16 protein-coding genes, 4 tRNA genes and 1 pseudogene are annotated in these 18454 nt (G+C 59.1%); 12 read left to right on the top strand and 9 right to left on the bottom strand.

Annotated elements, in window-relative coordinates:
- Positions 1-30: 30 nt before the first annotated feature.
- Positions 31-729 carry an orotidine-5'-phosphate decarboxylase gene (gene pyrF / locus J2Y86_RS10455; RefSeq protein WP_008029289.1) on the top strand — a complete coding sequence of 233 codons (699 nt, stop codon included), beginning with the start codon at positions 31-33 and terminating at the stop codon, positions 727-729.
- A 138-nt stretch (positions 730-867) separates the two neighbouring features.
- Here the strand turns inward: pyrF and J2Y86_RS10450 are convergent, their stop codons facing one another.
- Together J2Y86_RS10450 and J2Y86_RS10445 are read right to left on the bottom strand one after the other, a co-directional pair.
- Complete coding sequence (locus J2Y86_RS10450; RefSeq protein WP_253430592.1) at positions 868-1872, bottom strand: NADP-dependent oxidoreductase; 1005 nt, start codon at positions 1870-1872, stop codon at positions 868-870.
- Positions 1869-2006 (bottom strand): hypothetical protein, encoded by a 138-nt coding sequence (locus tag J2Y86_RS10445; protein ID WP_253430589.1) that lies wholly within the window; start codon positions 2004-2006, stop codon positions 1869-1871. Before J2Y86_RS10445 ends, J2Y86_RS10450 begins: the two co-directional genes overlap by 4 nt.
- 102 nt (positions 2007-2108) lie before the next feature.
- On the opposite strand from J2Y86_RS10445, the gene J2Y86_RS10440 reads away from it, so the two are divergent.
- The 4 genes and pseudogenes from J2Y86_RS10440 (at position 2109) to J2Y86_RS30395 (ending at position 7008) form a co-directional block, all read left to right on the top strand.
- Positions 2109-2870 carry an SDR family oxidoreductase gene (locus J2Y86_RS10440; RefSeq protein WP_253430586.1) on the top strand — a complete coding sequence of 254 codons (762 nt, stop codon included), beginning with the start codon at positions 2109-2111 and terminating at the stop codon, positions 2868-2870.
- 682 nt (positions 2871-3552) lie between these two features.
- Positions 3553-4935, top strand: coding sequence for a PLP-dependent aminotransferase family protein (locus tag J2Y86_RS10435; RefSeq protein ID WP_253430581.1), 1383 nt, complete (start codon positions 3553-3555; stop codon positions 4933-4935).
- A gap of 108 nt (positions 4936-5043) precedes the next feature.
- Positions 5044-6099, top strand: a pseudogene (locus J2Y86_RS30400) (HAMP domain-containing protein); the annotation flags it as partial.
- Between the two features lie 27 nt (positions 6100-6126).
- Complete coding sequence (locus J2Y86_RS30395) at positions 6127-7008, top strand: methyl-accepting chemotaxis protein (RefSeq protein WP_431768161.1); 882 nt, start codon at positions 6127-6129, stop codon at positions 7006-7008.
- 605 nt (positions 7009-7613) lie between these two features.
- On the opposite strand, the gene J2Y86_RS10425 is transcribed toward J2Y86_RS30395, so the two are convergent.
- Positions 7614-8576: an IS110 family transposase gene (locus tag J2Y86_RS10425; RefSeq protein ID WP_253430575.1), complete on the bottom strand. Its 963-nt coding sequence runs from the start codon at positions 8574-8576 to the stop codon at positions 7614-7616.
- Between the two features lie 317 nt (positions 8577-8893).
- Positions 8894-9652 (bottom strand): hypothetical protein, encoded by a 759-nt coding sequence (locus J2Y86_RS10420; protein ID WP_253430572.1) that lies wholly within the window; start codon positions 9650-9652, stop codon positions 8894-8896.
- 393 nt (positions 9653-10045) lie between these two features.
- On the opposite strand from J2Y86_RS10420, the gene J2Y86_RS10415 reads away from it, so the two are divergent.
- From J2Y86_RS10415 to J2Y86_RS10400, 4 genes are all read left to right on the top strand, one after another.
- Positions 10046-10121, top strand: a tRNA-Glu gene (locus tag J2Y86_RS10415).
- 4 nt (positions 10122-10125) lie between these two features.
- A tRNA-Gly gene (locus J2Y86_RS10410) sits at positions 10126-10201 on the top strand.
- A 104-nt stretch (positions 10202-10305) separates the two neighbouring features.
- Positions 10306-10381: transfer RNA gene (locus J2Y86_RS10405), tRNA-Glu, on the top strand.
- Positions 10382-10384: 3 nt separating this feature from the next.
- A tRNA-Gly gene (locus tag J2Y86_RS10400) sits at positions 10385-10460 on the top strand.
- A gap of 115 nt (positions 10461-10575) precedes the next feature.
- Here the strand turns inward: J2Y86_RS10400 and J2Y86_RS10395 are convergent.
- The 3 genes from J2Y86_RS10395 to J2Y86_RS10385 form a co-directional block, all read right to left on the bottom strand.
- On the bottom strand, positions 10576-11217 hold the full coding sequence (locus J2Y86_RS10395) for a LysE family translocator (RefSeq protein ID WP_253430568.1): 642 nt from the start codon (positions 11215-11217) through the stop codon (positions 10576-10578).
- 1 nt (position 11218) lies between these two features.
- Positions 11219-11989 carry a 2OG-Fe(II) oxygenase gene (locus J2Y86_RS10390; RefSeq protein WP_253430565.1) on the bottom strand — a complete coding sequence of 257 codons (771 nt, stop codon included), beginning with the start codon at positions 11987-11989 and terminating at the stop codon, positions 11219-11221.
- A 91-nt stretch (positions 11990-12080) separates the two neighbouring features.
- Complete coding sequence (locus J2Y86_RS10385) at positions 12081-12707, bottom strand: alanyl-tRNA editing protein (protein WP_253430562.1); 627 nt, start codon at positions 12705-12707, stop codon at positions 12081-12083.
- A gap of 91 nt (positions 12708-12798) precedes the next feature.
- On the opposite strand from J2Y86_RS10385, the gene J2Y86_RS10380 reads away from it, so the two are divergent.
- On the top strand, positions 12799-13797 hold the full coding sequence (locus J2Y86_RS10380; protein ID WP_253430559.1) for a LysR family transcriptional regulator: 999 nt from the start codon (positions 12799-12801) through the stop codon (positions 13795-13797).
- Between the two features lie 153 nt (positions 13798-13950).
- On the opposite strand, the gene J2Y86_RS10375 is transcribed toward J2Y86_RS10380, so the two are convergent.
- Both J2Y86_RS10375 and J2Y86_RS10370 read right to left on the bottom strand, forming a co-directional pair.
- The gene (locus tag J2Y86_RS10375) at positions 13951-14358 is read right to left on the bottom strand and encodes a PA2817 family protein (RefSeq protein ID WP_027924016.1); all 408 of its coding nucleotides are present in this window, start codon (positions 14356-14358) and stop codon (positions 13951-13953) included.
- A 74-nt stretch (positions 14359-14432) separates the two neighbouring features.
- On the bottom strand, positions 14433-16880 hold the full coding sequence (locus J2Y86_RS10370) for an acyl-CoA dehydrogenase (RefSeq protein ID WP_253430555.1): 2448 nt from the start codon (positions 16878-16880) through the stop codon (positions 14433-14435).
- 244 nt (positions 16881-17124) lie between these two features.
- On the opposite strand from J2Y86_RS10370, the gene J2Y86_RS10365 reads away from it, so the two are divergent.
- Positions 17125-17784 (top strand): transglutaminase-like domain-containing protein, encoded by a 660-nt coding sequence (locus tag J2Y86_RS10365; RefSeq protein ID WP_253430550.1) that lies wholly within the window; start codon positions 17125-17127, stop codon positions 17782-17784.
- 43 nt (positions 17785-17827) lie between these two features.
- Positions 17828-18451, top strand: a complete 624-nt coding sequence (locus J2Y86_RS10360; protein ID WP_253430545.1) for a glutathione S-transferase family protein — start codon at positions 17828-17830, stop codon at positions 18449-18451.
- Positions 18452-18454 lie beyond the last annotated feature (3 nt).

Raw genomic sequence — 18454 nt, 5'->3', positions numbered from 1 at the left:
GCCGATTTCGTCCTGCCTGAGAGCCCGCACATGTCCGTCTGCCAGACTCCTATCATCGTCGCCCTGGATTTCCCCACCCGTGACGCCGCACTGAAGCTGGCCGACCAGTTGGACCCGAAACTGTGCCGGGTCAAAGTCGGCAAGGAACTGTTCACCAGCTGTGCGTCGGAAATCGTCGGCACCTTGCGCGACAAGGGTTTCGAAGTGTTCCTGGACCTCAAGTTCCACGACATCCCGAACACCACCGCCATGGCAGTAAAGGCTGCGGCGGAAATGGGCGTGTGGATGGTCAATGTGCACTGCTCCGGCGGTCTGCGCATGATGGCCGCCTGCCGTGAAGTGCTCGATCAGCGTAGCGGCCCGAAACCGCTGCTGATCGGCGTGACCGTGCTGACCAGCATGGAGCGTGAAGACCTGGCGGGGATTGGTCTGGACATCGAACCGCAAGAGCAGGTGCTGCGCCTGGCAGCGCTCGCGGAAAAAGCCGGTATGGACGGTCTGGTGTGCTCGGCGCTGGAAGCCCAAGCCTTGAAATCGGCTCACCCGTCGTTGCAACTGGTAACCCCGGGGATTCGTCCGGCGGGCAGCGCCCAGGACGATCAACGCCGCATCCTGACCCCGCGTCAGGCGCTGGATGCCGGTTCCGATTACCTGGTGATCGGCCGTCCGATCAGCCAGGCGGCGGATCCGGCCAAGGCGTTGGCAGACGTAGTAGCCGAAATCGCCTGACCAGACGCTGAAGATCAAATGTGGGAGCGGGCTTGCTCGCGAAAGCGGTATGTCAGTCAACGTTGATGTCGACTGACATACCGCTTTCGCGAGCAAGCCCGCTCCCACATTGGTTTTGCGGTGAATTTAAATTTCGGGTCAGATCTTCAAAACCAGCTTCCCGAAATTCTCCCCGCTGAACAACTTCATCAGCGTCTCCGGGAATGTCTCCAGTCCTTCAACAATGTCTTCCTTGCTCTTGAGCTGCCCCTTGGCCATCCAGCCGGCCATTTCCTGCCCGGCAGCGGCGAACTGCGCGGCGTAGTCCATCACGACAAAACCTTCCATCCGCGCGCGGTTCACCAGCAGCGACAGGTAGTTGGCTGGTCCTTTGACCGCTTCCTTGTTGTTGTACTGGCTGATGGCGCCACAGATCACCACCCGCGCTTTCATGTTCAGACGGCTCAGCACCGCGTCGAGGATATCGCCGCCGACGTTGTCGAAATAAACGTCGACGCCTTTCGGGCATTCACGCTTGAGGCCGGCGACGACATCTTCGCTCTTGTAATCGATGGCGCCGTCGAAACCCAGTTCGTCGATCAGGAACCTGCACTTGTCCGCACCGCCCGCGATGCCGATCACACGGCAGCCTTTGATCTTGGCAATCTGCCCGGCAATGCTGCCGACCGCCCCGGCCGCACCGGACAACACCACCGTGTCGCCTTCTTTCGGCGCACCGACATCGAGCAGGGCGAAGTAGGCGGTCATCCCGGTCATGCCCAGCGCGGACAGATAACGTGGCAGCGGCGCCAGTTTCGGATCGACCTTGTAGAAGCCGCGCGGCTCGCCAAGGAAGTAATCCTGCACACCCAGGGCGCCGTTGACGTAGTCACCGACCGCAAAGCCTGGATTGTTCGATGCCACGACTTTGCCTACGCCCAACGCGCGCATGACCTCGCCGATACCGACGGGCGGGATGTAGGACTTGCCCTCGTTCATCCAGCCACGCATGGCCGGGTCCAGGGACAGGTATTCGTTCTTGACCAGGATCTGACCCGCGGCCGGTTCTCCGACCGGTACTTCCTGATAGGTGAACGTCTCGCGGGTAGCCGCGCCCACCGGACGTTTGGCGAGCAGGAACTGGCGATTGGTCTGGGTAGTCATGACAGGCACTCAAGATGAATGAAGCCTTGTTGATAGCCCTTCATTGTCGTTGCCGCAAGTTTGGCTGATGCGGCGAATGCAGGTTGATCCAGTGCAGTGATAGTCAGGCCGGTCGTTTTATCACTGCCACTCATGGGCGCCCAACCGGCCTTCTGATAGTGCTGCCGTGGCGGTAGCGCCTGTGGCTAGACTGGGCTCACGCGAAACCCCGCATTCTTCTCTTCGAGGACAAAACAATGAGCATGACGTTTTCCGGCCAGGTCGCCGTCGTAACGGGCGCCGCCAACGGTATCGGTCGCGCGACCGCCCAGGCGTTCGCCGCCGAAGGGTTGAAAGTGGTGGTGGCCGACATGGATACGGCGGGTGGCGAGGGCACCGTGGCGCTGATTCGCACGGCAGGCGGCGAAGCGACCTTCGTGCGCTGCAACGTAACCGTGGAAAGCGATGTAAAAAATCTGATGGATGAGGTGGTGAAAACCTACGGCCGTCTCGACTATGCCTTCAACAACGCCGGCATCGAAATCGAAAAAGGCAAACTGGCCGAAGGCACGATCGACGAGTTCGACGCGATCATGGGCGTGAACGTCAAAGGCGTCTGGTTGTGCATGAAGTACCAGTTGCCGCTGTTGCTGGCCCAGGGCGGTGGAGCGATCGTCAACACCGCTTCGGTCGCCGGCCTCGGTGCTGCGCCGAAGATGAGCATTTATGCGGCGTCGAAACACGCGGTGATCGGCCTGACCAAATCGGCGGCGATCGAATACGCCAAGAAAAAAATCCGCGTGAATGCGGTGTGCCCGGCGGTCATCGATACCGACATGTTCCGCCGCGCCTATGAAGCGGATCCGAAGAAGGGCGAGTTCGCCAACGCCATGCACCCGGTGGGTCGTATCGGCAAGGTTGAAGAAATTTCCAGTGCCGTGCTGTATCTGTGCAGCGATGGTGCTGCGTTTACTACCGGTCATTCGCTGGCGGTGGATGGGGGGGTTACGGCGTTTTGATTTGCTGCGGTTATCTGTGTACATATCCGTTATTGCGGTCACGGCGGCTTATGGTTTCGCCCTTACAGCGAGTCACTTGGAGAAGCGCCAAGTAACCAAGCGCTTTTGCTAATTTCGTTCGGTGCCTCGCTTCGGCTCGCCATGCCCTCCTTCCGGTCCTGCTCCGTGGGCCCGCCGCCACAGCACCGCGAGGCGGCCTTTGGGCCGACCTGTCGTTTGAAGCGTTTCGCATTCCCCTGTGGGAGCTGGCTTGCCAGCGATGGTCGTTAACGATGACGCGTGCTGCCTGAAAGAACACGGTGTCTGGGCGTCCATCGCTGGCAAGCCAGCTCCCACAGGGATTGTTGGTGGGCATGACATTGGTGTTCACCGCCGATGATCTGACGGACTTCAGGCCGGCTATCAGGCCGCCTCGCTTTGTGTTTGATCTTGATCTGTCCCGTCGGAAGGCCGTACGTCAGGGGCGCTTGGCGCTTGGTTACTTGGCGCCTTTCCAAGTAACCTGCTGTAAAAGCGGAACCATAAGCCGCCGTGACCGCAGCACCGGATATGTACACCCAACCCGCCTCAGCAATGTGTTTCAAACAGTTAGAACCATGAGTTTTGACGGCGTTGTCGCACAGCCCATCAAGCGCGCCTGTGATTAACTGATTCCGTCAAACGAACAGGAGTTTGCTTGCTCATGGAATTGAGAATCGATCGACAGGCCTTGGTGCCGGTCGTACAGCAAGTCGTCGACGCGCTAGCGTGCTGGCTGCGTCAGAGCGACATCGTACCGGGGACGCGTTTGCCTTCAGCTCGGCAAATCGCGAGGACCAATTTACTCAGCCAGTCCAGCGTCGTTGAAGCCTGCGATCGACTGGTGGCTCAAGGGGTGCTGGCGTCGCGTCATGGCGCCGGATTCATAGTCGCTGCGCCAACGTCGGCTGTGGAGGAATCACCCTGGTTGGAAGGCGCGGAGTCGCCACCAGTCAACACCACGGGCGAACTGAAACTGGGAGGTGGCGGGCTCCCCGAAAGCTGGCGCGAAACGGATGACCTGACGTACGCGATCCGCGAGGTCAGCCGTACCGACATGGCTGGCCTGTTCAGCTACAGCACGCCGCTGGGTCTGCTTGCGTTGCGTCAACACATCATCAAGCGCTTGAGCCTGCTTGATATCGATGCAGAAGAAAACCGGGTCATGACGACGGCGGGGGCCAGTCAGGGCCTCGACCTGATCGTGCGGACCTTGCTCAAACCGGGTGATTGCGTGGTGGTTGAAAGTCCCGGTTACTCCCTGCTGTTCGAGCTGCTCAGGCTGCACGGCGTCTCGATGATCGAAGTACCGCGCACGCCGCGCGGGCCCGACATCGAGGTGCTTGAAGCCTTGTTGCTGGAGAACAAGCCCCGGGCGTTGTTCATCAACAGCTTCTATCACAACCCGACGGGCAGCAACCTCGCGCCAGTGGTGGCGCAGCGGATTTTACATCTGGCCAAAAATCATGGCGTGCTGGTGATTGAAGACGACGTCTACGCGGATTTGCACAGTGGGCCCGGTACGCGGCTCGCCGCTTTGGATACCGATGGCAGCGTCATCTACGTCGGCAGCTTCTCCAAAACCCTCAGCAGTTCGTTACGGGTCGGCTTTGTCGTGGCCGGTGCCGACGTCATTTCGCGACTGGCCGAGGTCAAGCGGATCAGCAGTCTGGGCGCTTCAGGGTTTTGCGAGTCGGTGCTGGCCTGCCTGCTCGCCAGCGGTGCGTATCGCAAGTTGGTGCTGCGGCTGCGCCAGCGTCTGAAACATGACCGAGAGGCCGCGTTGCAGGTGCTGGAAGACGCCGAGTGGGAGGTGTTCGGCAAACCCGTCGGTGGTTTGTTTATCTGGGCACGGTCGCGCAAGTCGGACTACGCTCACGTGCGGATGCAAGCACGGCGCTTCGGCGTCCTGCTGTCTTCCACGACGGCATTCAGTCCCGCCAGTGAGGCCAGCGACTGGCAGCGTATCAATGTGGCCTGCGCCTGTGATCCGCGAGCCCGGGCGTTTTTTCAGGCCACCGCTCCGGATCGACCTAAAGCGTTCTGAAAACGACGTTGGCGTAGCTTTTTGCCATTATTCCGACGCCAGAGACTTGTGTTGACACAGGCCCGTTGCGAATCTGCGTCAACAGACTATGTCAGGGGACTAAGTGCAATGATTTCGGCCGTGCAAGGACGTTTTGCCAACCTCGGTATGGCAAAAAAACTGGGTGTCGGGTTTGTGCTGGTGCTGCTGTTGACAGCCCTGGTGGCGGCCATCGGCGTATGGTCCCTGCAAACCATCAGTCATCGCTTCGACGGGCTCAAACAGATGTCGTCGCTCAACAGTGGCTTGCTCAAGGTGCGCCTGCTCGAGCAAGAGTATGCCTTGCACGGCAACCCGAAAATTGTCACGGCCTTGCACGAGGGGGTCGATGGCCTGGTCGTCCTGGCAAATCAGCTGAAGGCGCAATCGCCGGCCAACGTTCCCGTGATGAGCGACGTCGAGCAGTCGTTGGGGGCATACCGCAAGGCGTTTGACGAATTCGTCTCGCTGAGTCAGGCCAAGGACCTGGCGCTGGAAATGGCCAGTTGGTCGGTCTCCAGCGTGGCCAATAATCTCGACGTGCTGCAGGCCGGGCTCGCCGATGATGGCGCCTATACCTTGAAGGAATCCGAAGGCAAGGACGGTTCCCAGTTCATCGAGCAAGCCAATCAGGTCAGCCAGGTTTCGCGGCTGATGCTGCAAGCCATGAACGAAGCGCGTGTGCGCCTTGACCAGAGCCGCAAGGGTGACGACAGCGCCGGGCAAGGCAAGATCGAGCAGGCCGACCAGGCATTGACTCAGGCCGAGCAATTGAAAACCACGGTGAAGGATGAGGGCTACCTGACTGTCCTCAATGAAGTGGTCGGGCATATCGGCGGTTTCAGTGAAAAACTGGCGGAATACACCGGTCTGCTGGCTCAGGAAAAAACCGTCTATGAACAGTTGCATCAACGCGCCGCGCAGGTCGTGGAGCGGGTGGACCAGGCCTACGTCGCCGAAGATCAGTCGATGCAGACCGAACTGAAAAAGAACTCGCTGCTGATTATCGGCTCGTCGGCCCTGGCCTTGCTGGTCGGGTTGATCGCGGCGTGGGTGATCACCCGATTGATCGTCGGCCCGCTGCGCAGTGTGATTCGTGTCGCTCAGCAGATCGCCGCGGGCGATTTGAGTGCGACGGTTGAAGTGACCCGTCGTGATGAGATTGGCCAGTTGATGCAGGCCATGCAGCAAATGGGCGCGGGCCTGAGCAGTATTGTCAGTGGTTTGCAGGCAGGCATTGAACAGTTGGCCAGTTCGGCTCAGTCGCTGTCAGCGGTGACTGAGCAGACCAATCTTGAAGTCAGCAGTCAGAAGGAAGAAACCGAGCAGGTTGCTACGGCCATGAATCAGATGACCGCTACCGTGCACGACGTTGCGCGTAACGCGGAAGAGGCGGCCCAGGCCGCGCAGACGGCGGACGGAAAGGTCGAAAGTGGCCAGGCGGTGGTGCGCCAGAGCATGGCGCGGATCGAGCAACTGGCGGACTCAGCGTCGTCGGCCAGTTCGAGCATCGAAAGTCTGAGTGCGGAAATCCAGAATATCGGTACGGTGCTCAGTGTCATCAAGAGTGTGGCCGAACAGACCAACCTGTTGGCGCTTAACGCGGCCATCGAGGCGGCGCGCGCTGGCGAGCAGGGCAGGGGTTTTGCGGTGGTTGCCGATGAAGTGCGGGCCCTGGCGAAGCGGACTCAGCAATCGACCGAGGAAATCGAGCGACTGGTCAGTGCCTTGCGCTCGGCAGCGCAGGCGTCGGTGCATCAGATTCAGAGCAGTGGCGAGTTGGTGAAGTTGGCGGTCAGTGATGCGCTACAGACCGAAAGTGCCTTGGGCAGTATTGCGGCGGCGGTTTCGTTGATTCAGCAGATGAACCAGCAGATCGCGGCGGCTGCGGAGGAGCAGAGTTCGGTGGCTGAGGAGATCAACCGCAGTGTGACGAGTATTCGCGCGAGTGCGGATCAGTCTTCGTTGGCGATGCAGGGGAATGCTGCTTCGAGTATCGAGTTGGCGCAGTTGGGGGTTGAGTTGAAGGGGATGGTTGGGCATTTCAGGCTCTGAGGCTGGCTTGCCAGTCGTGGCGGCCTGATAGCCGACCATGATGTTGTTGAATGGGTGTATATCCATTTCTGCGGTAACGGCGGCTGGCGGTTTCGCCCTTACGGCGACTCACTTTTGCAGACGCCCAAAAGTAAGCAAAACGCTTCGCCCCGGCGTCCGGCCCCTCGCTTGGGCTCGGCGTTCCTTCGCTCCGGTCCTGCTCCGTGGGCCCGCCGCGATCGGCCATCCATGGCCGTGCGCGGCTAACCCGGCATCCATGCCGGGTTGCCCACTGCGCAGAACCTCCACTCAGCCTCCCGAAGGGGCGGGCAGATCAAAAGCGCAAGGCGAGCTAACGCTCGGCCTCGTGGTTTGGTGGGGGGGTATGCCGATCTGCTTTGTTTTTCTGTAGGAGCAGAGCTTGCTCGCGAAGGCGGCCTGACAGCCGACCTGTTCCCGCGGATGTACCAAAATCCCTGTGGGAGCTGGCTTGCCAGCGATGGCGGCCTGACAACCGACCTGTTCTCGCGGGTGTACCAAAACCCCTGTGGGAGCTGGCTTGCCAGCGATGACGGCCTGACAGCCGACCTGTTCTCGCGGGTGTACCAAAACCCCTGTGGGAGATTCTATGTTTGGGGGCAACCCCCAAACATAGAACTTGGCTTGTACTCGCTTTGATTTTTCATCAAGGCAAACAGTACTCTGGCCAGCTTACGGGCAAGTATTACCAAGGCTTGAGTGCCCTTCATGCCTCTTGCCAGATAGCTTTGATAGTAAGGTTTCCAGGCTGGAGAGCGACTCGCGGCCATGGCGCTGTTATGAAATAAGCGCCGGAACTCCGAATCGCCTCGTTTGGATAAGTATCGTTTCTGATCCTTCTTTCCCGATTGTCTGACTCGCGGATCCATTCCTAGAAAGGCAATGTAGCCATCGCTGTCGGAAAAATCTCCACGCATAAAGGCGGTGACTGCAGCTGTAGCCGTCAGGACGCCTACACCCTCAACCGCTTGGCAGCGTTTTACCTGCGCGTCCATGTCAGCTTCGCTGACAATGCTCTTCAGCACTTTCTGTATGTTTTTTTCAATCTGCTCAAGGCATGCCAGATAGTCGGCCAATGCCTCTTCGAGCAACGGTTCGTCCTTCCAGCTTTGTTTGATGGCCACACGATGCCGAACAAGCTCGGCCCGACGACGCAGCAAGCTTTTGAGTTGTGTGTAGGCCTTTGGAGGCGGACTCCAAATCCTCAACTTGTCGGACTCTTTACTCAAGTAACGAGCCAGCAACGCTGCATCCAGGGCATCTGTTTTAGCCCGAATACCTATCCCTTCGCGGTATCGATTAAGACGGCTGCCATCGATAACGTAAACGTCATGACCCATTTCATGGGCCATCTCTGTCGTATCGAGGTGATAGGTGTTGGTGGCTTCGAGGGCAATGGCGCTGTTTGCGGGCAGCGCCTTGAGCCACTTCTTAAGGGTCGATCGCTCGTTCGAAACAATCAAGACTTGCTCCAGATCGGATCGATAAACAACGATCTCGTCCTTCGCGACATCCACACCAACGACCACCTGCGAAACATGAATTGTCATGGCACGCCCTCCGAGCTAGGGTTTAAAGACTTGTCGGGGTTCACCGTTGCGCTGGCTTGTTTCTATCGTCGGTCTAGGCCGATGCATTCCTTATCGGCGCATTAGGTGAAGGGGCGGGACGAAGTCTCCCACGGTCTGTACTGGTCAGAGTCAGAAGCTAGGCTTTAGTCCCGCCCACCCCTTCAAGTCTAAACATACAAGCTGGCTTGCCTGCGAAGGCGGTCTGACAGCCGACCAATTTTTTCGAATGTAATCGCCCGTCAAACTCAACCCAAAAAAAAGCCACCTTTTCCGGTGGCTCTTTTCTGCATTTGCTATCAGTCGTAAATCACTTTCTTCTTCCAGTCCGCATCTGCCTCGACGTCTTTGAGGCCTTCGGTCAGTTGGTTCACTTCGCCTTCAACTGGCGCAATGTTGTCCATGACTTGTGCGTTGGCACGGGCCAGGAGTTTTTCCAGGTATTCGAGCTGTTCGGCGTAGACCTGCGGTTCCTGTTGTTTACGCAGGTATTGCACGCCGCGTTCGAATGCCAGGCGGGCCTGGCCAGGCTGGTTTTGCTGCAGGGAATGCTGGCCGAGGTTGTTGAAGAATTCGATGTGCAGCAGGACCAGGATGTGGCGAACTTCGCGGATCCAGCGTTTGGCTTCGTTGGTTGGCAGGAAGCCGTCCTGTGCCGCGCGGGTGATCTGGCCGTGCAGGGCTTCGAGCAGGAAGCGTACGTCCTTGGCTTTGGCTTCGGTCTGGATCGGTGCCGGCGGGTTGTTGACCGGGATCGACTCGCCTTGGGCGACCAGGGCGTTCAATTCACTGATTCGCACCTTGAGGTTGGCGCTGGATTTTTCGAGGTTCAACAGGCGCTGGCAGACGTTCAGCTCCAGGCGGGTCAACAGCAGCTTGAGAGCCGGTGTCATCAGCTGGCCAGGAAAGGTCTCGGTGATTTCGCCGCAGCGGCGCAGGCGGTCGTTGAGTTCAACCTTGGTGCGGGCCCTTTCCAGTTTATTGTTTTCCACCACATGGTTCATGTACCCAATGGCGATCAATAGTGCGATCCCGGCTACGACTAGCAGGGTGATCATGAGTGGTGTCACCGGTAAGACCTCTTTATGGGATTCGCGAGCGAGTGTAGTGGCTTGGCATGGGGGCGCATAGGGCCGCTCGACGGGTTGGATCGAACATCCTTCAGACTGTATCGACCGCAACGCTGCTTATATAAGTAATAGCGTGCGAGGTGCACATTGCCATCATTTGCGTCATGGGTGGACTATAACGTCTTGGCGGGTGTCAGAATATAGGCGTCAAACCCCGGACAACCAAAAAGCCGTATTCACTGCTCAAAGCAGGGCGAAGTCATTGATTTAAATAAATTTATATCTGGGGGTTGACGACCCCTCAATCCATCCATAGAATGCGCGCCACTTACAGCGTAAAGCACACAGCGAAACGCGGTAGGGAGTGAATGTTGTACGTGTGTCCCCTTCGTCTAGTGGCCTAGGACACCGCCCTTTCACGGCGGTAACAGGGGTTCGAGTCCCCTAGGGGACGCCAATATGCGGGAATAGCTCAGTTGGTAGAGCACGACCTTGCCAAGGTCGGGGTCGCGAGTTCGAGTCTCGTTTCCCGCTCCAATTTTAAACAGCGTTGCTTTCGGGCAGGGCTGAGTGAAACCAGAACCAAGTCTTCGGATGCGGCTCTGGGCACCGAAACACACACCATGTGTTCCGGGCAGCGTGTCCCCTTCGTCTAGTGGCCTAGGACACCGCCCTTTCACGGCGGTAACAGGGGTTCGAGTCCCCTAGGGGACGCCATTTGCGGGAATAGCTCAGTTGGTAGAGCACGACCTTGCCAAGGTCGGGGTCGCGAGTTCGAGTCTCGTTTCCCGCTCCAAATTCACAAAAACGCCGCTCATTGAGCGGCGTTTTTGTTTGCGCGTGATTTGTATCCGAGCCAGCAAAAAAAGGCCCGCCAGTCAGACTGAGCGGGCCTTTTGCATGGGCGCTTTTTACATCGACAGGATCAGGCGCCCCGCGAACAGAATCAGAATCACCCCCATGGTGCGTTCGAACCAGTGCCCCATGCGCATGAACAGCACGCGCACCCGACTGCTGGAGAAAAACAGCGCGACGATCACAAACCACAACGCGTTCACGAAACACATCCAGACGCCGTAGAGCGCCTGAATGTTGAGCGGTGTCGTGGCGCTGATGAGGGTGGTGAAGATCGCCAGGAAAAACAGCGTGGCCTTGGGGTTGGTGGCATTGGTCAAAAAGCCGGTGGTGAACGCCTTCATCAGCGTTTGTTCGACGACCGGCTCGTCTGCCTCTTTGTCGCCCTCCAGCGCGGATTTGGGTTTGCTGCGCAACAGGCTCACACCCAGGTACAAAATGTAGGCGCCGCCGAAAATCTTGGCCACGGTCAACAGCCAGGGCGTGGTGTGCATTAGTGCACCGACGCCGAGCAGGGTGTAAAGCACATGCACGGAAATGCCGGCGCCAATGCCCAGCGCCGTACAGATCCCCACCCCGCGACCGAAGCGCACGCTCTGGCGGATGGTGACGGCGAAGTCCGGCCCCGGAGCGACCACGGCCAGAAAGTGAATCGTCGCCAGCGCCAGGAACTCGCCCAGGTAATTCGAATACTGCATCTCAACTCCAGAACGTAAGGGGTGAAGCATTGCCGCGATAGCCGACAAAGAATGAAAGGCTCAAGCGCGGATCGGCCACACCCGGTGTGACCGAGTGCATGCAGCGCGAATTGAACATGATGAAATCACCCGGCTCGGGGCAGACCTCCAGGGCTGGAGTGCCGAGCAATGCCGGATCGATGCCGTAACTGTCGCCGCGCATTTCGTCGAACTGGTCCGGGGAAATGTCGTGGTCCCACATCTGCAGCGCGCCGCCCTCGGTGGGCATGTTCAGGTAAACATTGCAGGCGAACTGCGCATCGAGGCTTTTGGCCTGGAAGCTGTCCGGAGCATCCTTGGCGAAAATGTCGTGGTGGGCCAGAAAACACACTCCGGGTTTCACCACCCGCGACAGCCCGACATACATCTTGCGACCGTAGAGGTTTTCCAGATGGGCACCCGCCGGCCAGGACTCATCGAGCATGCAGCGCAGTGTGTCGACCGGGGACGAATAGGGCGCGCAACGATTGCGTAATTCCGCGATGTTGCGCGTGGCGCGTTCGAAATAATCCTCGATCAGCAGTGGCTGATTTTCCGCTTCATAAAACGCCATGCCGATACGACCGATGCTCGGCGCGTTGATATAGCCTTCAAAGCCGGGCGCGAGAATCTTGTCGCCGATCTGAATCGCCAGCGGCGGGGCCAGGAAGCCTTTGACCCGGATGGCGAGGACTTCTTCGTTGGCCAGTTTTTTTATGCACGTCTCATCGAGACGCTCGACGTCAAGCATCATGGTTCAGGTCCATCTATCGGATAGTCAACGGAGTTCGCGAATGCAGACTCCCCGGCGCCGGGCGAGGCGGTGTCCGGCATCGCCCACTTGCTCAATCCACGCTGTAGTGGACTGACAGCGTTCCTTTCTTCTGCGAAACAGAAGCGATCGTGACGGTGCCCAAATCCTTCAGGCTCCTTACATGGGTGCCGCCACAGCCGTAGGCGGGCAGTTCACCGAAACCGATTTCCCGGGCGCCTTCGCGCAGCGATGTCAGGCGCGGCAGATCGTGGGCGATCCATTGTTCAATGCCGAACTTGACGGTCCGGGCATCAACGTCCTGCGCCGACTCCGTCGGTTTGAACTGCACACGTCCTTCGCCCGGCCAGTGATGAGCCTTGATCGGCATCCAGCCCATGGCTTGTACGAAATGGCCGATCAGATGGCCGGCGGAATGCATCCGCGTATTGAACTGACGACGTGGCTCATCAACGCGAATCTGGATCATGCCGAGAGGTGCCGGGCGGTCGACGAAATGGATGATCCGGTCCGGGTCCTGGACCACGCGCAGCACCTGGCTTTCGCCGATCCAGCCGGTGTCAAACGGCTGTCCGCCGCCCTGGGGGTGAAACAGTGTTGCGCGCAGCTCCACGGCGAATTCGTTCTCGTGGGGCGTGCATTCCAGTACTTCCACGTTGGCCTTGAGGTCATCACTATGGAAAAAGAGGCGAAGCGTCATATTCCATGCCCTCATTAAAGATTCTGTTTTTTATTATATGAAGGGTGGAATTGCGTGATAATCCGTTCAAACATCAAAGGACTGTTGCGCCGTGAGCACAAATCTTCCACTGCCGTTGCTGGGTGAAATGGCGATTTTCGTCAAGGTAGTCGAGACCGGAAGCTTCTCTGAGGCAGCGCGACAGTTGGGCTCCTCACCGTCGGCGATCAGCCGCAGCATTTCGCGTCTGGAGAAGGCGCTCGCCACCCGTTTGCTGCAACGCACCACGCGCAAGCTTCGGCTGAGCGACGGTGGCGAGGAAGTCTTCAAGCGCTGCCAGGAGATGGTCAGCGCGGCCAAATCGGTGATGGAAATCAGTGGCCAGTTCACCCATGAAGCGGAAGGACTGGTGCGCGTCAGCGTGCCCAAAGCCGTAGGGCGATTCGTGATTCATCCGCATATGCCGGAATTTCTGCGGCGTTATCCCAAGGTGGATGTGGAACTGTTGCTCGAAGACCGCCAGGTGGATTTGATCGATGACAACGTTGATCTGGCGATTCGCATTACCGACCGTCCACCGGCCGGGCTGGTGGGGCGGCAATTGCTGACCATCGACCATTTGCTCTGCGCAACGCCGCAGTACCTGGCCGAACACGGCAGGCCGACGCATCCCCACGACTTGCTCAACCACAGCTGCATCTACCTGGGCGAAACGCCGAGTGATGCGCGCTGGAAATTCAAGAAAGGCACCAAGGCGGTCACCGTCGGTGTGCGCGGGCGTTATGCCGCCAATCACACCGGCGTGCGACTGGGGGCGGTGTTGCAGCACATCGGGATTGGCAGCTTGCCGTATTTCACGGCGCGATATGCGCTGGAGCAGGGCTTGATTGTGCAGGTGTTGCCGGACTGGACGTTTCTGGCGTCGTACCACGGTGGCGCGTGGCTGCTGCATTCGCCGACCCGTTACCTGCCGCCGAAGCTGCGGGTGTTGATCGATTATCTGGTGGAGTGCCTGGAGAAGGAGCCGACGCTGAGCAAGCCGGGGAAGCCGGGTGCGTTGGGTAAGGTCGCGGCGGCGTATGAGTTGCCCGAGAGTGATGGGTTGCTCTGACGGACGCCTTCGCGGGCGAGCCTCGCTCCTACAGGGTTAGCGCGAGGCTTGCCCGCGAAGGCGCCCGTCCAGACACCGCAACACTCGGCAATGCCACAAAAAAAGGCCCGCATGAATAACCATGCGGGCCTTTTGTATTTTGCTGATCAGCAATCAGTGCTTGCTGTCATCGTTCGACATCGCCAGCAGCTGTTTTTCCTGATTCCAGTCGAACGGCTCATCGTTCTGTTCGGCTTCGAAGCGACGTTCTTCCAGCGCCTGGTACAGGTCGATTTCATCATCGGGCATGTAATGCAGGCAGTCACCGGCGAAGTACCACAGCAGGTCGCGCGGGACCAGGTGGGCGATTTGCGGGTAGCGGGTGATCACCTGGCACAGAATGTCCTGGCCCAGGTATTGGCTTTCGATCGGGTCGACCGGCAGCAACGCACGCAGTTCGTCGAAGCGCTCCAGGAACAAGGCATGGCTTTCTTCGGGAACCTGTTCGGCCTCACCCACGGCGACCAGGATGCTGCGCAAGTGGTCAAGCAAGACGAGATGATCGGCAACGACGTTGGACACGAGATAAGTCCTCAAGAGCAAAACGGGCGCGGGAGTATAAAGCGCCCGCGCACCTTTTTACATGGCTGGCTGGATCAGCGGACTTTTCCTGGCGCCAGCGTCAGCTCCTCTTTGTCGAAATCATCGACATCGATCACCTTGCGCCGTGCCACTTCCGCCTCCCGCAGGTTTTGCGCTTCCACCGGCTGCAACACGCCAGCCTCCAGCGCGGCATCGATAGCGTTTTCCCCGGCAACCGGTTTGACCTGACCGCTTTTGAGTGCCACATGCAGTTTTTTCCGCACGGCCTGCGCCGCGTCCAGCAAGTCGCAGGCGTGTTGCAGTGCACCCACGGCGTCATCCGCCGATTGCGGACGGAAGCAACCACCGAGCAATTCCTCGAGGGTCGGATCGCCTTTGGCCCGGCCAATCACTGCGGCCACTTCGGCACCGAGTTTGTCCGACGGCCCTTTGTGACGGCGACCGAACGGGAACACGATCACCCGCAACAGGCAGCCGAGTACCTTGTTCGGGAAGTTGGTGAGCAATTCATCCAGCGCACGTTCCGCCTGGCCAAGACTTTCTTCCATGGCCCAGGTGAACAGCGGCGTCATGTGCCCGGGTGAATCCAGGTCGTGATAACGCTTGAGCGCGGCGGAGGCGAGGTACAGGTTACTGAGCACATCCCCCAGACGCGCCGACAGGCGTTCGCGACGTTTGAGCTCACCGCCGAGCAACATCATGCTCAGGTCGGCAAGAATGGCGAACGCAGCCGCCTGACGGTTGAGCGCACGGAAGTAACCTTGGCTGAGCTTGTCTCCAGGGGCGTGTTCGAAGTGACCGAAGCCGAGGTTCAGCACCAACGTGCTGGCGGCATTGCTCACGGCAAAACCGATGTGCTTGAGCAACAGGCCATCGAATTCGGTGAGGGCCTGATCCTTGTCTTCACGACCGGCGAGGGCCATTTCTTTCAGGACGAAGGGATGGCAGCGAATCGCGCCCTGGCCGAAGATCATCAGGTTGCGCGAGAGAATGTTCGCGCCTTCCACGGTGATAAAGATCGGCGCGCCGTTCCAGCTGCGGCCGAGGTAATTGTTCGGCCCCATGATGATCGCCTTGCCGCCATGCACGTCCATGGCGTGGCTGATGCACTCGCGGCCGCGTTCGGTGAGGTGATACTTGAGAATCGCCGACAGCACCGACGGTTTCTCGCCCAGGTCCACTGCGTTGGCGGTGAGCATCCGCGCCGCGTCCATCATCCAGGCGTTGCCGCCGATACGGGCCATGGCTTCCTGAATACCTTCAAACGCTGACAACGGCACGTTGAACTGCTCACGAATCTGCGCGTATTGACCGGTCACCAGGCTGGTGAATTTCGCCGCGCCGGTGCCGACGGCAGGCAACGAAATCGAGCGCCCGACCGACAGGCAGTTCATCAGCATCATCCAGCCTTTGCCGAGCATGTCCTGGCCGCCGATGAGGAAGTCCAGCGGAATGAACACGTCCTTGCCGGAGTTCGGGCCGTTCATGAAGGCTGCGCCCAGTGGCAAGTGACGACGGCCGATTTCAACACCGGCGGTGTCGGTCGGGATCAGTGCAAGGCTGATACCCAGGTCTTCTTCATCGCCCAACAGGTGATCCGGGTCATACGCCTTGAACGCCAGGCCGAGGAGGGTGGCGACCGGGCCGAGCGTGATGTAGCGCTTTTCCCAGTTCAGGCGCAGACCGAGAGTTTCCTTGCCTTCCCATTCGCCTTTGCAGATCACCCCGGTGTCGGGCATCGAGCCGGCATCGGAGCCGGCCAGTGGCCCGGTCAATGCGAAGCACGGAATGTCATCGCCGCGTGCAAGGCGTGGCAGGTAATGGTTGCGTTGTTCGTCGGTGCCGTAATGCAGCAACAGCTCGGCCGGGCCGAGGGAGTTGGGGACCATCACGGTGGACGCGAGGTCGCCGCTGCGGGTGGCCAGTTTCATCGCCACCTGGGAGTGGGCGTAGGCCGAAAAACCCTTGCCGCCGTATTCCTTGGGAATGATCAGGGCAAAGAAGCCGTTTTCCTTGATGTGGGTCCAGGCTTCGGCAGGCAGGTCCATGTCCTGGCCGATCTGCCAGTCACTGACCATCGCGCAGAGCTCGTCGGTCGGGCCATCGATGAAGGCCTGTTCCTCTTCAGTCAATTGAGCTTTTGGGTAGGACAGCAGTTTGTCCCAGTCCGGCCGGCCGCTGAACAGTTCACCGTCCCACCACACCGTGCCGGCGTCGATGGCATCGCGCTCGGTTTCCGACATCGGCGGCAGGGTTTTCTGGAACCAGCTGAACAGCGGCGCGCTGAAGTATTTACGGCGCAGGTCGGGCAGCAACAAGGGCGCCGCGACAGCCGCGATCAACACCCACAGCACCAGCAGTAACCAGCCTGGCGCGTGGCTGAAGGCGCCCATCGCCACCACATAAACGGCAACGATGCACAGGGCAGGCAGCGGGGCGATACGGCGGTGGGCTAAATACGCAATCCCGACAACCAGAACCAGTATCCACAACAGCAGCATATTTAATCCTCCGTGAAACAAGGGCAAAAACAACCTTCAGAGCTTAGACGGCATCCGCAAAACAGGGTGGTCAGAGCGATGTGATTGAAATCGTGGGAAACTTCGATGAGTTTTGCAGGACCGGTTGGTACCGGGCCAGATCGTTCGTTGGACGGGCGGCTAAGCGTCCATGTTTGGCCGAAACGTCGTTATCTCTGTGCTCAACCTGTCGATAGACTCGTGGCTTCCTCAGGAGATTGTTCTCATGCACGAGTATCTGCGTCCCGGCCGCTTCATCGATAGTGACCACCCGTCGGTGGTGGAGTTCGCCGAAAAACATCGTGGCAGTCACCGCGACCCGCTCGAGCAGGCGATCAATCTTTATTACGCGGTGCGCGAGGCGGTGCGTTACAACCCCTATACGTTCAGCCGCGATCCAGACACCTTGCGTGGCAGTTATGCGCTGGCGGCCGGGGAAAGCTATTGCGTGCCCAAAGCCACGTTGCTGGCTGGCGCGGCCCGGCATTGCGGGATTCCCGCGCGAATCGGCCTGGCGGATGTGCGCAATCATTTGTCGACCCCGCGTCTGCTGGAATTGCTCAAGAGCGACGTGTTCGCCATGCATGGTTATACAGAGCTGTACCTGAACGATCGCTGGGTCAAAGCCACGCCGGCGTTCAACCAGAAACTTTGCGAGCTGTTCAACGTTGCGCCGCTGGAGTTCGACGGAATCAACGACAGTGTTTTCCACCCGTTCAATCGCGACGGCGAGCAGTTGATGGAATACCTGATCGACCACGGCCAGTTCACCGACGTGCCGGAAACGTTCTTTTTCGAGCACCTGGAAAAGTGCTACCCGCATCTGTTCAGCGACCAACTGCCGCCGCTACTGGGTGACATGCAGAGCGATTTGAGTCGCGCCTGATCCGGCGTATGCTGCCTGCGCATTCATCCATAAAGAGGCGGTCATGCTGAAGATCTGGGGTCGGAAAAATTCGTCGAATGTCAGAAAGCCTTTGTGGGCCGCCGAGGAACTGGGCCTGGCCTATGAAGCCATCGATGCTGGCGGCGCCTTTGGTCTCGTCGACACGCCGGAGTACCGCGCGATGAACCCCAACGGCCGCGTGCCGGTCATCGAGGACGACGGTTTCGTGCTGTGGGAATCCAACGCCATCGTGCGTTACCTGATGGCGCTTCACGCCAACGATACCGCCTGGTATCCCTCCGACCTGAAGGCCCGCGCTACAGCGGACAAATGGATGGACTGGACCACTTCAAGTTTTGCTGGGCCATTCCGAACCGTATTCTGGGGCGTCTTGCGCACGCCGGAAGACAAGCAGGACTGGCCGTCAATCAACGCGGCGATCAAAGAGTGCGATGGTTTGCTGGCGATGGCCGATCAGGCGCTGGCGGCCAAACCATACCTGTCCGGCGATGAAATCGGCATGGGCGACATTCCCCTTGGCAGTTTCATTTATGCCTGGTTCGAGATGCCGATCGAGCGTGCACCGCAGCCTCATCTGGAAGCATGGTATGCGCGACTGAAGCAGCGTCCGGCGTATAAAAAAGCCGTCATGACCGCGTTGACTTAATAC

The organism is Pseudomonas migulae (assembly GCF_024169315.1).
GTDB lineage: Bacteria > Pseudomonadota > Gammaproteobacteria > Pseudomonadales > Pseudomonadaceae > Aquipseudomonas > Aquipseudomonas migulae_B.
The sequence above is the reverse complement of the archived record's forward strand: the minus strand, read 5'-3'. Positions and strand labels throughout refer to the sequence as shown.